Annotated in this window: 18 protein-coding genes and 1 pseudogene; 11 read left to right on the forward strand and 8 right to left on the reverse strand. The window is 45.4% G+C overall.

Features of this window, described 5'->3' with window-relative positions:
- The first annotated feature begins 20 nt into the window (after positions 1–20).
- On the forward strand, positions 21–392 hold the full coding sequence (locus MBEAL2_RS32700) for a 4'-phosphopantetheinyl transferase family protein (protein ID WP_236692715.1): 372 nt from the start codon (positions 21–23) through the stop codon (positions 390–392).
- Positions 392–691: a 4'-phosphopantetheinyl transferase superfamily protein gene (locus MBEAL2_RS32705; protein WP_052947552.1), complete on the forward strand. Its 300-nt coding sequence runs from the start codon at positions 392–394 to the stop codon at positions 689–691. The genes MBEAL2_RS32700 and MBEAL2_RS32705 overlap by 1 nt, the downstream gene beginning before the upstream one ends.
- 90 nt (positions 692–781) lie before the next feature.
- On the opposite strand, the gene MBEAL2_RS07650 is transcribed toward MBEAL2_RS32705, so the two are convergent.
- The 4 genes from MBEAL2_RS07650 to MBEAL2_RS07660 form a co-directional block, all read right to left on the reverse strand.
- Positions 782–1,039 carry a hypothetical protein gene (locus tag MBEAL2_RS07650; RefSeq protein WP_047151741.1) on the reverse strand — a complete coding sequence of 86 codons (258 nt, stop codon included), beginning with the start codon at positions 1,037–1,039 and terminating at the stop codon, positions 782–784.
- A gap of 120 nt (positions 1,040–1,159) precedes the next feature.
- A complete protein-coding gene (locus MBEAL2_RS31670; protein WP_161798185.1) occupies positions 1,160–1,300 on the reverse strand; it encodes a hypothetical protein in 141 nt (46 codons plus the stop codon).
- A gap of 80 nt (positions 1,301–1,380) precedes the next feature.
- A complete protein-coding gene (locus tag MBEAL2_RS07655; protein ID WP_047151742.1) occupies positions 1,381–1,707 on the reverse strand; it encodes an ArsR/SmtB family transcription factor in 327 nt (108 codons plus the stop codon).
- A complete protein-coding gene (locus tag MBEAL2_RS07660) occupies positions 1,707–2,138 on the reverse strand; it encodes an SRPBCC family protein (protein ID WP_047151743.1) in 432 nt (143 codons plus the stop codon). The genes MBEAL2_RS07655 and MBEAL2_RS07660 overlap by 1 nt, the downstream gene beginning before the upstream one ends.
- Positions 2,139–2,478: 340 nt before the next feature.
- On the opposite strand from MBEAL2_RS07660, the gene MBEAL2_RS07665 reads away from it, so the two are divergent.
- Entirely contained in the window at positions 2,479–2,688 is a 210-nt protein-coding gene (locus tag MBEAL2_RS07665) for an alpha/beta-type small acid-soluble spore protein (protein ID WP_047151744.1), read from the forward strand.
- 106 nt (positions 2,689–2,794) lie between these two features.
- Here MBEAL2_RS07665 and MBEAL2_RS07670 read toward each other — a convergent pair whose 3' ends face one another.
- Positions 2,795–3,466 carry a hypothetical protein gene (locus MBEAL2_RS07670; protein ID WP_047151745.1) on the reverse strand — a complete coding sequence of 224 codons (672 nt, stop codon included), beginning with the start codon at positions 3,464–3,466 and terminating at the stop codon, positions 2,795–2,797.
- A 189-nt stretch (positions 3,467–3,655) separates the two neighbouring features.
- Here MBEAL2_RS07670 and MBEAL2_RS07675 point away from each other — a divergent pair, with 189 nt between their 5' ends.
- Together MBEAL2_RS07675 and MBEAL2_RS07680 are read left to right on the forward strand one after the other, a co-directional pair.
- Positions 3,656–4,852, forward strand: coding sequence for a tetratricopeptide repeat protein (locus MBEAL2_RS07675; RefSeq protein WP_047151746.1), 1,197 nt, complete (start codon positions 3,656–3,658; stop codon positions 4,850–4,852).
- Between the two features lie 3 nt (positions 4,853–4,855).
- Positions 4,856–6,262, forward strand: coding sequence for a sensor histidine kinase (locus tag MBEAL2_RS07680; RefSeq protein ID WP_047151747.1), 1,407 nt, complete (start codon positions 4,856–4,858; stop codon positions 6,260–6,262).
- A gap of 61 nt (positions 6,263–6,323) precedes the next feature.
- Here the strand turns inward: MBEAL2_RS07680 and MBEAL2_RS07685 are convergent, their stop codons facing one another.
- On the reverse strand, positions 6,324–6,509 hold the full coding sequence (locus MBEAL2_RS07685; protein WP_047151748.1) for an alpha/beta-type small acid-soluble spore protein: 186 nt from the start codon (positions 6,507–6,509) through the stop codon (positions 6,324–6,326).
- Positions 6,510–6,816: 307 nt separating this feature from the next.
- Here MBEAL2_RS07685 and MBEAL2_RS07690 point away from each other — a divergent pair, with 307 nt between their 5' ends.
- The 4 genes and pseudogenes from MBEAL2_RS07690 to MBEAL2_RS07695 all read left to right on the forward strand — a co-directional run bounded on the left by MBEAL2_RS07690 (position 6,817) and on the right by MBEAL2_RS07695 (position 8,913).
- A complete protein-coding gene (locus MBEAL2_RS07690) occupies positions 6,817–7,506 on the forward strand; it encodes a GntR family transcriptional regulator (protein WP_047151749.1) in 690 nt (229 codons plus the stop codon).
- A gap of 155 nt (positions 7,507–7,661) precedes the next feature.
- Positions 7,662–7,787 (forward strand): histidinol dehydrogenase, encoded by a 126-nt coding sequence (locus MBEAL2_RS34325; protein ID WP_161798186.1) that lies wholly within the window; start codon positions 7,662–7,664, stop codon positions 7,785–7,787.
- Positions 7,750–7,930, forward strand: a pseudogene (locus MBEAL2_RS32710) (ectoine/hydroxyectoine ABC transporter ATP-binding protein EhuA); the annotation flags it as partial. The gene MBEAL2_RS34325 and the pseudogene MBEAL2_RS32710, both read left to right, overlap by 38 nt.
- 32 nt (positions 7,931–7,962) lie before the next feature.
- Positions 7,963–8,913: a D-2-hydroxyacid dehydrogenase gene (locus MBEAL2_RS07695; RefSeq protein WP_052947553.1), complete on the forward strand. Its 951-nt coding sequence runs from the start codon at positions 7,963–7,965 to the stop codon at positions 8,911–8,913.
- A 72-nt stretch (positions 8,914–8,985) separates the two neighbouring features.
- On the opposite strand, the gene MBEAL2_RS07700 is transcribed toward MBEAL2_RS07695, so the two are convergent.
- Complete coding sequence (locus MBEAL2_RS07700) at positions 8,986–10,149, reverse strand: iron-containing alcohol dehydrogenase (protein WP_047151750.1); 1,164 nt, start codon at positions 10,147–10,149, stop codon at positions 8,986–8,988.
- A 25-nt stretch (positions 10,150–10,174) separates the two neighbouring features.
- The gene (locus tag MBEAL2_RS07705) at positions 10,175–11,179 is read right to left on the reverse strand and encodes an aldo/keto reductase (protein ID WP_047151751.1); all 1,005 of its coding nucleotides are present in this window, start codon (positions 11,177–11,179) and stop codon (positions 10,175–10,177) included.
- 304 nt (positions 11,180–11,483) lie between these two features.
- On the opposite strand from MBEAL2_RS07705, the gene MBEAL2_RS32715 reads away from it, so the two are divergent.
- Together MBEAL2_RS32715 and MBEAL2_RS32720 are read left to right on the forward strand one after the other, a co-directional pair.
- Positions 11,484–11,912: an SNF2-related protein gene (locus tag MBEAL2_RS32715; protein ID WP_052947554.1), complete on the forward strand. Its 429-nt coding sequence runs from the start codon at positions 11,484–11,486 to the stop codon at positions 11,910–11,912.
- A gap of 279 nt (positions 11,913–12,191) precedes the next feature.
- A complete protein-coding gene (locus tag MBEAL2_RS32720; RefSeq protein WP_236692716.1) occupies positions 12,192–13,502 on the forward strand; it encodes a hypothetical protein in 1,311 nt (436 codons plus the stop codon).
- Positions 13,503–13,505: the final 3 nt, after the last annotated feature.

Raw genomic sequence — 13,505 nt, forward strand, 5'->3', positions numbered from 1 at the left:
CGGAAATCTATGGAGTATATATGGAGCGTTGGCTGCGAATCGATGAATTGGCACGAATGCTGTACAGCGTATCGGAAGAAAAATGGGCAAAAGTCAAAAAGTTTAGGAAGTTGGAGGATGCCAATCGCGGGTTAATTGGGGAAATTTTGATTAGAACTATCATTCGCAACAAGTTTAATATTACAAATGATCAAATTGTTATCACAACTGGGCCATACGGTAAGCCTTATGCGGTAGGAATTCCCTCGTTTCATTTTAACATTGCCCACTCGGGACGTTGGATTGTATGTGCTGTAGATTGCGAACCTGTCGGTATTGACATTGAAGAAATCAAGCCGGTCAGTTTTGACATCGCAAAGTATTTTTTTCAACAGAAGAATACCAATGGCTGATGGACAAAGAAGAGGCAGAACGCACTTCTTCCTTCTATGATTTATGGACATTAAAAGAGAGTTTTGTTAAACAAGGCGGGAAAGGAATGTCTTTCCCGCTCAATTCCTTTTCGATTAAGGTAGAAGCAAATCCTACCATTCCTGTTCAAGTGACGGATAAAGATATCCCTTGTTTTGTTAAACAACTGAATGTGGACCCGAATTATAAAATGGCGATTTGTTCGGCAACAGGTGATTTTCCGGAGCAAATGATTTTGAAAAGGATTGATGATTTTAGCATAACAACACCGAAAGAATAAAAAGGCCGGGCTCCGGGACATCTGGAGGGAAGTGGTGCTCTACTGTTGATCTATGTAAAAGAAAAAGCCCTGGGATAGGGCTTTTCATTTTTAGTAATCATCTGTATATTCTCTTGCAAAGGCGTAGGGAGACTCATGAACCTTAACGGTCTCTCCAGGTTCCAACTGGTACGTTCCACGAGAGTGAATCGCTTCCCCGTTGCCCGCATAAATGGCTTGAATCCATCCAAATTCCGGGTGAAATAGCTCAATTGCTTTACCCGTCATCAACGGCAAAAATTCTCCATTCTTAACGGCTATTTTCCCACTACCGTTAACGAGTTCGAATTTACCTTGAACGTTATCCATGGAAAACCAGCTCCTTTACAAGTAGCAATATGGTTCCTGTCTATGCAGGAATTTTAATTATAACACATATACTCTGATAAAAGAACGCCAGTCTCTTCCTTACTTGTCCCAAAAGATGCTTTATATGAGCGTTTGCAGGAAATGAATGAAAGCATCAGCGACTTCTTGCAGGACATCACCCGTTATTGTAAGGAGTGAGCTAACAAAATCAACCACACTTTGCAGTATGTCTTGAACAAATTGAATTAGATTGGCAACCATACCATTCACCTCATTTATTTGCATGGAATATACTATATTTCATGCAAATAAAGCTGAAAGTGAAACGGACAAGTACCTAATTATTCCTCCTGGTTTTCAACAATATGTTTAAGTATGGATAACTTGTTATTCCAAAACTGTTCATAATAAGAAAGCCATTGTTTTAGTTCTGTTAAGGGTTCAGGCTGCAGCCGGTAACGTTTTTCCCTTCCTACCTTTCGTCCGCTCACTAGTTCTGCTTCTGAAAGTATATGAAGATGCTTGGCAATGGCTGTCCGGCTCATGGGAAAATGGCTGGTTATTTCCGAAATAGGCAGTTCTTTTTCGGCAAGCAATCTAAGTACCTCCCGGCGGGTTGGATCAGCAATAGCTTGAAATACATCATGCTTTTGTGCTGCTGCTGACACTAGTTCTCAACAACCTTTCGCAGGCGTTCATTAATCGCTGCCCAGCCATGATCCATTCGGTCGCGGATAATTGAGCTTTTCTCGTTCGCTTTCGCAAGGACATCATCAGGATTCTTCCATCCTCCATGAATAAGGGTAAACTCAGTCTTATCATCTAATTCTTTTAAGATAAATGTAACAATCCAGCCATCTTCATCCCAGGTAAAAGAAAGCCGATTTGGCGGATCCAATTCAGTTACTTTGCAGGGAGACGCACCGAATGGTGATTGCAAATGGAACTCATGGCCTATTTTTGGCTGAAAATCATTAGGCATGAACCAGGAGGCGATACCTTCTGAAGTAGATACTGCATCCCATACTTTTTGAATGGGGGCATTATAGACGACGGTCTGCTTAATATCCTGTAGTGTAGTTTGGTTATTTTCCTTCATCATCATTCTCCTCTTTTTCGTTAGAATATAAAACCATTTAGTTTCATTTTGAATTATATAAAACCATTTGGTTTCATGTCAATATTATTTATTCTTCTCCTCTTTGTGCTTGTTGTATAATCGAAGGGATGCTGGAAATGCTAACGGGGTGACAGTTTTACCATTTCTCCACCTACAGAACCGTAAGATAAGGGAAAGGGTGAGGTCCATGGATCTCATCCTTTTTCTTATCCACTATTTTCCTTGAAATTCCATGCATAGGATGGTGCCCCTTATATAAAACTACAATTACAAGGCCAAAAAACCTTGTAGCTAATCCTCAAAAAAGGAGGTCAAAAGAATGTCAGGACGTAGTGGAGGTCGTAACAAGCTTCTTGTTCCTCAAGCTAGACAGGGATTGGAACAATTCAAGTATGAAATCGCGACAGAGTTCGGTATCCAGCTCGGCGCTGACCAGGTTTCCCGTCTCAACGGTTCCGTTGGAGGAGAAATGGTAAAGCGTATGATTACATTGGCTGAGTCCCAGATCGGCGGAACAACAGTTCGTTAATCAAACATTTCAAACCGCATATAATGGAAAAAGGGGTGCGATTGCGCACCCTTTTTCTAATAAATTAAAAGCAGCCATTCTCGTTTGACTGGCTGCTTGTTTACATTTATAGTTTTTGTACGCCAATCATTATCCCTAAGTCATCCGGATTTTTTAGCTTAATGTTTGTAATGAACCAGCCTTCCCCGCGCTCGGTGGGAATTTTTTGCACTCTCATGACCGCTTTCCCTTTTCCAATGCTTTTCCCCTGGGCCTGCAGGTTATAATCAAAGCTAAATTCGATCGTTTGTTTATTTATTTCTTTAGCATGTAATTTTTCTATCGTGCCCATATGGGGACTGGAACCACCTGTCACCCAGTAGCTTTCATTAAATTCCTTTAGGGTCTTAGCCCGTAACTGGGGTGAGAATACGGCATATTGTAAAGAACCGTTGCGGGTCTGCACGCCTTTTACCCATGTATTTAACGCATCTTTTGCCGTGTCTGCCAGGAGAGCATCTTCAAATCGTAAAACTTGATGCTGTAAATTAGCGGCTTCCGGAAGGGTTACGCGTACTTCATTTTTGTTTGCATCATACGTTGCCTTCCCTTTAAATTCCTCTGCGATGCGATCGATTGGAGCCCATACTTTTCCATTCTCAACTTTTAATTCAAGCTGGCTGGAAATAAAGGGCATTCCGTTGATAAATAAGTTTATATTGGGTGCCGCAAGGGCAGACCCTGCGATGATAAAAGATCCAATCATAGAACCCATTGCAATTTTCCATTTCGTCTTCATTATGAATTCCTCTTCCCTGTAGAATTTAGTTTTACTATACGCTCCTGTGGATGAAAAGAAGTTAACACTCGGTTAAAAGTGGTTACGGAAAAGTTACATCACTCCTATTTTTCCGTCTGTAATCTTTTTGTAACTGTTTAGGATGCCGTTTCCGTTATGATATAGGTAGAGTAGAGAGGAGAAAGAACGATGAGCCGAACCATAGTACGAAGTACAGTGACTGCCCTTTGCCTGGCCTTGTCCGGATGTACCTTCTTTCCATCGCCGAATGTTTTAGTTGCAGCTCCTCCGGCAAAGGTTAACACTTCCGGTGACACAGATATTCAGCAAATCGCCCAATCATTCGTTCCGGCGGGCTACCGTCTGATTGCCGGACAGCATCAGGAGAACTTGCCGGCTGTTAATAGGCTTGATATAGATGGGGATGGTGTGCAGGAGCTTCTTTGTACAATTGCAGCCAAAACGAGCGGCTATAATGGCGGTTTGTTTGTATTAAAGAAGCACGATGCGCAATGGAAAAAAGTATTTGAGCACACCGGGGAAGCGTGCAGTGTGTATTCATTTACGCAAACAGATTTGACAGGCGACGGGAGGAGAGAACTCCTGGTGAGTTATTTTGTCGGTGCCTCAGCCGGTGAATCGCTTGTGGCTTACGCCTGGAAAAATCAAACACTCACCCCGCTTGCCGATGCGGTATATAATCGTCTGGAGATTGAGGATATGCCTGATAAAATCGGGAAAAAGGACGGGAAAAGCGAATTGGGGGTCTGGTTAAAAGATACAGGCTCCCTGTACATTGTTGACGTTCTTCGCTATGAAAACGGGCGCTTGGTGCCGGCAGAAGATGTCTATCCTTATTATTTTAAAAAAGTCGCTTCCTACTACAAAGGCTTACTGGATAGCATGGACGGAGCGAAGGATGCAGCTTACAATAGCCCCATTCGTTATTATTATCTCGCCGATGCCTATGTAAAAGCCGGGGAATACCAGAAGGCGCTTGATGTATATGATGAGGCGAAGCGCAGATGCCCGCCGAAAGAAATCAGCCCGGGTGAGCAGTCCTATATGGATAATCTTGCGCTCGTTCGTGGAATTGCCCTGATAGGAACAGGAGCGTTCAAAGAAGCGGAAAGGAATATACAGCCTCTCGCAGATAAGCACCCCGTGCCGGGAAGCGGCCAGTTGGCTATTCTTCCCGCTACAATGGCGTCCTATTATATGGGGGAGATTGCGCAAAAACAGGGGGATGATGCAAAGGCCCGGCTTTATTATAATCGGGTTCTGCAATTTGCTGCGAAGACGGTTGATCCATATGAAAGGGAGGGGCAGCAGCGCTGGTTGGAAAAAAGTAAGCGCGCATTACACGATCTGCCCGCTTTAAAGTGAGACATGAAAACGATTCGTATGCGTATTCTGATGAGTTACGGTCTGCTTATCGCCAGTACTGTCCTCATCATTGAAATCCTTCTCTGTCTGGGTGTGCGCCATTACTATTATGCTCAGCTGGAAGCCATGCTGGAACAGCAGGCGAATGTGGCTGCGGGTATTTTTGCTAACTATTTATACGATGGATCTCTGCGCCAGCGCTCAACCGAGCTCATTTATAACATTCCGTTTATTTCGTCGCAAATTCAGGTGCTTGATGAAAAAGGAAAGGTTGTGGAAGACTCTGCCGGATTGACGCTGGGCCGCAATGAGAAATCGCCTGATGCAGTAGAAGCCCTTGCTGGCCAGCCGGGAAGGTATACAGGTCCTGCGGAATATACGAACGATCGGATTATGGCGATATCCCGCCCCATCCTGGCAGGTGCAAGTGTGCGCGGGGCGGTTCGGGTTATTTCATCCCTTGCCCCTACTGAACAAACGTTATTCCGTATCTACCTTCTGTTCATCGGTACAGGTGCGGCACTGCTGGCTGCCGTGTTAGCGGCCAGCATCCTGCTGTCCCGAACGATTACAGCCCCGCTGGCTGAAGTGACGGCAGCTGCAGAAACGATGGCGCGCGGACAGTTGTCTGTGCGCGCGCGAAAAAGGTACGAGGATGAGGTGGGGCGGCTGGCCGATACACTGAACCATATGGCTGAAGAGATAAGCCGGCATGACAGGCTGAAGAACGAATTTATTTCGTCTATTTCACACGAGCTCCGCACACCGCTTACCTCAATCAAAGGCTGGGCCATAACTCTTCAAACCGATCCGCTTGATGAAGAGAATGAAACGCATGAGGGGCTGCATATTATCGAAACAGAAACAGACCGGCTGAGTGGGCTTGTTGAGGAGTTGCTTGACTTTTCCCGTCTGTCGGCACACCGTGTAAGTCTGTCACGGGCCCCCTTTTTATTAGGCAGGCTGTTATCGAATGTTGTCCGGCTCATGGCGCCCAGGGCCGGCCGGCTTGGGATTTTATTGGAACTGGAAATGGATGAAGACACGGGGAACGTTGAGATGGTTGCTGACCAGGGACGCCTCAGGCAGGTTCTGATTAATCTGCTTGATAACGCGCTGAAGTTTACGGACCGGGGCGGTGTTATTACGATAGGAGCACACTGTAAGGGCGAGGGAGTCTGCATGAGCGTTCATGATACAGGGCGTGGAATTGCACCGGAAGAGCTGCTCCATGTAACAGAAAAGTTCTATAAAGGAGTGGACGCGGGTGTTAAGGGGGGAAGCGGCCTTGGCCTTGCCATCAGTGAAGAGCTTGTGAGACTGCATGGCGGACGACTGGAGATTGAGAGCATTCTGCAAGCAGGCACAACGGTTAACGTGTATTTACCGCTTAAGGAGGAAGGAGCTTAGCGTTATAATACATAATATTCAGCTATAGAACAGTAAAAGGGGCCTGTGAGGGCCCCTTTTACTACCGCTGGCTTAATTGTTGTTCAGCTATACGGATTAACCGTTTGACCATTTCCCCGCCAACTTTGCCGTTGTTTCTGGAGGTCTGGTCAGCACCGAGTTCGATTCCCATTTCGCTTGCAATTTCTTGTTTAAACTGATCCATAGCGTTTTGCGCCTGGGGTACAACAAGCTTATTGCGTGGCATGAGAACATCTCCTTTCGGTCGGTCTACCTTTGGTATGCGTTAAATGGCAGATGTTATGCATAACAATCAAAAACGACATAAGAACGTTACGCGGTTAAAAAGACCGTTAGAAAATCTAACCAGGGCGAAAAAGTACATCGGCTTTTGCTTTATATTCATGCTAAAGGTATTAGCACAATGTAAATGAGCAGTGAGAATTATTCTTATAAATTAGTTAAACATTCACATTTATCAAAAAATATTGACAGGTAGTAGGTTTTTATGGAAAATAACACTGAAAGGAAGCTTATTATGAGGAGGAGCGGCATTGGTAACACCAAAACTGGGAGAAGATCAAATCTATACCATTTTACGAAATGCTATTTTTAACGCAGATCTTCCTCCTGGCACCCAATTAATTGAAAGTTCCCTAGCCACGGCTTTCGGTGTAAGCCGGACTCCTATACGCTCCGTACTTCAAAGATTAAAATACGAATGGCTGGTTCAGGTGATTCCAAACCGCGGGTCATTCGTCTATTGCCCCACACCCAGAGAGGCAGAAGAAATTTTTCATGTTCGTGGACTGCTGGAGCCTGAAGCCGTCAGATTAGCGGCAGAACGGATTACCCCCTGGGAGCTGGGGAAGTTAGAAGCATTACTTGAAGAAGAGAGCCTATGCTATATTCGAAATGAGCCCCACCAGGCCCTGCAAGTGATTGATGAGTTTCACAAAACGATGATTAGAGCTTCTAAAAACAACTATTTAATTAGGTGCCTGGAAGAAACTCTCTCGCTCAGTCATATCATTCTTACCTTCTATGATGTTTCCGGCGCTAATAACTCCCATACTTTTAAAGAACATCAGGACATCCTGCAGGCGTTACAGGATAAAGATGCTGACCAGGCCAAGAACCTTGCACACCAGCATATTCCGTCTATCATGGGTGATATCGATTTCTCAAAGTCGTTTAATCATGCTCTATCTATTGAACAAATTATCACGCGTTATACACCATAGTTTTTTTGTCGACGACAATTGTATACCAATATTGTACACCGAGGGGGGAGGAATGTTTTATTGATTATCAATAAACAAATAGAGGAAGCCTCATAAGCCTTTGGAACAGTTGTATATGCAGTAGTTTCACCTATTACCGGGCAGGAGTGATTGGGATGCAGTATCTTAAACAGGAAGCGCAAATAACGGTAGAAGAAACCAAGGCTTTGGAAGAGACGGTATCCTCTATTATCGAGCGGGTGCGCCGAGGAGGGGATGACCATGGTGCTGGTGACCCATGAAATGAAGTTTGCAGAAGAAGTTGCCGACCGGGTGATTTTCATGGATGACGGCGTCATTGTGGAAGAAGCTCCGCCCTATGAGTTTTTTCATCAGCCAAAACCATAGCCGGACAAAAGCTTTTATTAAGAAAGTCGAGCACTAGGGCTCGTTTTTGATCAAGATGGGGGAATCATTGTGGACAGGGAACCGAAGATTTTAATTTATAGCCCGAACGACACCCAGGTATATGCCGATCTGCTTCAAGCCAAAGGATACACCGCAGTAGGGTCGGCTTCTACACCGGAGGAGGCAGCGGAGAGACTGGCGGGTACGGAAGTGCTGTTGTCCTGGAAGTTCCCCTTGCATTTGCTGTCCCGTCCGGAAGCCTCCTCGGTAAAATGGATTCAGTCGATGGGAGCGGGTGTGGATGATTTAGTAAGCTTGCCGCACATCCCGGAACAGATTGTCATTACGAGGATTGTGGATCAGTTTGGCGGCTCGATTGCCGAGTATGTTTTTGCCTATCTTCTATATCTGAATCAGGATATTTCAAGAATACGAATCGCGCAAAAAGAGAAGAAATGGGAGCCGTTTTTGCCGGGGTTTTTAGCAGGGAAAACAATGGGGGTAGCGGGGCTGGGATCGATTGGCAAGGAAATTGCAAAGAAAGCTCGTGCCTTTGATATGTCTGTATCTGGCTTAAGCTACAGTGGAAAACAAGCCCATTTAGTTGACCAGCATTATGGGCCAGACGAGTGGCGTGCGTTTGTGCAGGAGCTTGATTATCTTGTATTAACTCTCCCGCTTACAGATGAAACTCGTCATGTGATAAACCGTGAACTGCTACTGGCAATGAAATCTACTGCTTGCCTGGTGAACGTAGGCAGAGGAAAATTGGTTGTCGAAGAAGACTTAATCGATGTTTTGCATTCAGGTCATCTACAGGCCGCTGTATTGGATGTTTTTTACGAGGAACCTCTTTTGAAGGAGAATCCCCTCTGGACATTGCCAAATGTGTATGTGACACCGCATATATCAGGTCCAAGCATCCCTTTAGAGGTCATGCGTTTTTTTGCCGATAATGTAAAGCTTTATCTTAAAGGAGAGCCATTGCGTGGTGTAGTGAATCGGAATTCCAGTTATTAACTGTGATACATTCATCTTTTGGGAAAAGAGACCCCGTCTAAAAAGTGAAGTGCCTAGACGGGGTTATTCATTTTAATTGCTATAATAAGCCTGTTCAAGAATGTGCAGGTAATCAGCTGCTGTAACGGAGCGAACGTTGCTCGGCGTTGAGCTGTTGTGTACCGCTAATTCCACGATACGCGGGAAATCCTCTTCTCGCACACCGGGTAAATCTTTTAACTTCGGAATTTGAAGCTCCTCTGTAAATGTTGCGATTCCTTCAACCAGCTTTTCAACAGCCATTTCGTCCATATCCGATTCCTTTGCAAATCCCATATAATGCGCTAATGCAGCATGCATTTGTTTATTTTCCGCAGCGTTAAACCGCAGCACATACGGTAAAAATATCGCATTAGCGACACCGTGTGGCGTATCATAAAGCCCGCCAAGCGCTTCGGCTAAACAATGGACAGCTGCCACATCGGCTGAGCCGAAACACAGGCCAGCCAGCAGGCTCGCTTCTAGCATCTCCTGGCGAGCAGTCTCGTTCTGGCCGTCCCGGAAAGCAATCGGCAGCGCAGAAACTATGCTTTGCATCGCTCTGGCACCGAGAGCCTGTGAAATTGTATTGGTTACTTTGCATGTATACCCTTCAATGGCATGAACCAAAGCGTCGACGCCGGTGGCAGCCGTGACAGCAGGCGGAACACTCAATGCTAATTCAGGATCAAGAACAGCCAGGGTTGGCCGCAAGGAGGCGTGCTTAAGCGTCATCTTCCGGTGTGTGGCTGCCTCGGTAATGACGGCGGAGCGGGTGACTTCCGATCCTGTGCCTGCTGTGGTCGGAACACAAATAATCGGTGCAATATGAGTATAGGAACGCCGGCCGTCCGCATAATCAGATGGTGTCCCGCCATTCGGTCCGCACAGTGCGATCGTTTTGCCTGTATCCATCGCGCTTCCACCACCGATGGCAACGACAGCGTCCGCATTAACATCACGGAATTGTACGGCACCTGCCAGACAATCGGTGTCTCGCGGATTTTGTGCAATGGAATCAAACAGGGATACACGATAACCAACTGCTTCCAAAGCGGTTTGGATCGGGGAGACGAGTCTGGCGCGAATGACACCGGGATCACTGACAAGCAGAATGGATGAACCAACTTGCAGGGATTCTAGCATTTCCGGCAACTGCTTCGCTTTTCCCATCCCCATTTCAATTTGAGTAGCACAGTGATAGCTATAAGACTTCACATCGATTCCTCCTGATTGAACATTTTTACCGCTCTTCCCGGCGACGAGGCAGGGAGAACCAGATCTGATCGAGCCACTGCAAATCCTCATTACTGAGCGGAGGCTGCTCTGCCGCAGCTAAACTTGCATCCAGTTGTTCCGGTCGGCTTGCGCCTATGATGGCTGACGTAATTCCAGGCTGTTGTATCACCCAGCGCACGGCGGTCGTTGCCATATCATACCCACGTTCGGAGCACCAGCGCTCGTACTTCTCCACAGCTGCAAAGATAGGTTCCTGCCAGTACCTGTTTTGATACATATCTCCCGCTTTGCTCACGCCGGCTAGCCCGAAGCGTGTCCCTGTTTCGACTTGCTGCCCGGATCGATAACGGCCTGTAAGCATGCCGCCTGCCAGAGGATTGTACGTCATGATACCAACCCCTTCACTGAGGCACATGGGCACCAGGTCCTCTTCAATCATACGGAATAATAAGTTATAGCGGGGCTGCACACTTTCAATCCGGATATAATTCTTTCTTTCTGCAATGCCAAGCGCCTTGGCGATCTGCCAGCTTCTCCAATTTGATACCCCTATGTACCGTACCTTCCCCTGTGTTACTAAATCATCAAATGCCCGCAACGTTTCATCAAGAGGAGTATTAACATCAAATTGATGCGCCTGGTATAAATCCAAATAATCTGTCTTCAACCTCTGCAAGCTGTCTTCTATAGCCCGCATGATATGTTTGCGGCTAAGCCCGCGTTCGTTTGCGCCGGGTCCCATAGCTCCATAACACTTGGAGGCTAAAACGATTTTGTCCCGCTTTCCCTTCAGCCAATCGCCAATCGTTTCCTCCGTGGAGCCGAATTGCTCAAAAGTTCCGCCCAGCGGGTACACATCCGCAGTATCAAAGAAGTTGACGCCTGCCTCAAATGCTTTGTCCATAATGGCGAAGGCAGTTTGCTTGTCCGCCTGGTTCCCAAACGTCATCGTCCCTAAACAAAGATTCGTTACCTTTAAACCTGAATGGCCAAGTGATCGGGTTTCCATAGTGACCTCCAAACTTAAGATTGAAATTGGATGATTCTATGAGGGGTTCATTCTAAATGAGTGATATCCTAGGTTATTACATTCGGCTTCGGTCGTGATCATTCCTTTTTATCACTATTAACTTTATCTATACTCCTCCTTATTAATGTATAACTCTATGAAGAAAGTAAGGTAATATAAGACTTAGAGAAAAAAGATGATTAATACGATTGGCAGGCTAAGTCAACAATTATGGGCCGAGCGGAAACGAAAAATTATAATGAGATGAAGAGAGCGGGGATAGCTGTCCCGTTTTTACAGCAGGATGAAGTACGCAAAGAAACAGGCGGAAGACATTCGCCGTGTCGCCTGGGATCTCGTCATTATTGATGAAGCGCATCGTTTGCGAAATGTATATAAGAAATCAAACAAAATGTCACGTATCCTTCACAGTGCAACAGAAGGGTTTCCAAAAGTGCTATTAACGGCAACTCCCTTGCAAAACTCACTCATGAAACTGTATGGACTCGTAAGCTTTATCGACTCACATGTTTTTGGCGATGAAGCATCGTTTCGCAAACAGTTTGCACGGGGAACAAAAGAAATATCCAGCTATGATTTTATGGACTTAAAACAGCGTCTGCAGCCGATTTGCCACCGCACACTCCGGCATCAGGTTACAGAGTATGTGAATTATACACAGCGAATTCCGATTACACAGGAATTCACCCCGAGCCAGCCAGACAAGAAGTAAATACAAGAGAACGGATTGAACAGGAACAAAACGAACTTCGCGGCTACTATCAACTAGCCAAATCGATTACTGAAAACGCAAAAGGAAATGCCCTTCTCATTGCCCTGGAAAAAGGCTTCCAAACATTACATGAAATTGGTGCGAATGAAAAAGCGGTCATCTTTACTGAATCGCGGCGCACGCAGCAATACCTGAAAGAAATGTTAGCAGGAAACGGGTATGAAGGAAAAATCGTATTGTTTAACGGAACAAATAATGATGCCGAAACAAAAGCAATTTATGAAGCGTGGTTGGAACGCCATCGTTACGACGACCAGATTTCAGGGTCAAAAACGGCAGAGTCATCGTTATGGCCAGAAGCACGATGTCGTCGTTATCAACTTCTTAAACCGAAAAAATGAAGCAGATAAGAGAGTATTCCATCTGCTCTCTGAAAAGTTCAGTTTGTTTAACGGGATTTTTGGATCCTCCGATGAAGTGCTTGGCTCCCTTGAGTCAGGGGTTGACTTCGAGAAACGAATCCAGCAAATTTACCAGAACTGCCGTACTGCTGAAGAAATTAGCGCGGCATTCAACCAGCTTCAGCAGGAATTGGATGAGCAAATTCAAAATAAAATGCAGGAAACAAGAGAGAGTTTGTTGGAAAACTTCGACGATGAAGTACGGGAAAAGCTGCGTAATCATTATGAGCAAACAAATCTGTATTTGAATCGGTTAGAACGCTATCTATGGGGACTGTCTAAATATGAAGGAAATGGACAAGCTGTGTTCAATGACGAGCAGTTGTCCTTCCAATTAAAAAACGAGAATGAAGTTTACCAAATGATTTCGCAGGTCAAGAAAGTAGACCCTGGCAACCAGGTCCATCATTACCGTTCAGGGCATCCGCTAGCAGTAGAGTGGATCGAACAAGCAAAATCAAGAGCTTTACCGCCGAAAGGGATTATTTTTCGTTACTCTGATTATGAAGGAAAGGTAAGTGTTCTTTCTCCGCTTGTTGGACAGGAAGGATGGCTTTCGCTTAATCTATTACGAGTTGAATCGCTTGAAATGGAAGAATACCTCGTTTTTTCTTGTGTTGACCGTGAAGGCAATCAAATTGAACAAGATATTTGCGAGAAAATGTTCGATTTACCAGCGAGTGAAGGAGAGGAGACTTCCGTACCGGCTTCCATCCAAAATGCACTTGCCGGGATAAAGGAGCACCAAGAAGCTGCTATCTTAAATGGTATTATGGAAAGGGCGGGACAATATCTTGACGCTGAGCTGGAAAAGCTGGATAAATGGTCAGGAGATTTAAAGATGAAACTGGAAAGTGAAATTGAAAATATCGGGATTGAAATCAATCAGCAACAGCGGGAAGCCCGTTTGACCAAGCAGCTTGCCGAGAAGCTAGAACTAAACCGAAAAGTAAAAGAGCTGGAGAAGAAGCGCAATGATATGCGGCGTAACTTGTACAATGAACAGGATGAGATTGACCGCCAGAAAGAAGTTCTGTTTGCACAAGTGGAAGAAAAACTCCAGCAGAAAGTCACTCAGCAACATTTATATCAAATTCATTGGCGAATTATATGGGCAGCAGAGGTGTAGAGA

Origin of the sequence: Aneurinibacillus tyrosinisolvens (assembly GCF_001015055.1) — a bacterium.
GTDB classification, from domain to species: domain Bacteria; phylum Bacillota; class Bacilli; order Aneurinibacillales; family Aneurinibacillaceae; genus Aneurinibacillus_A; species Aneurinibacillus_A tyrosinisolvens.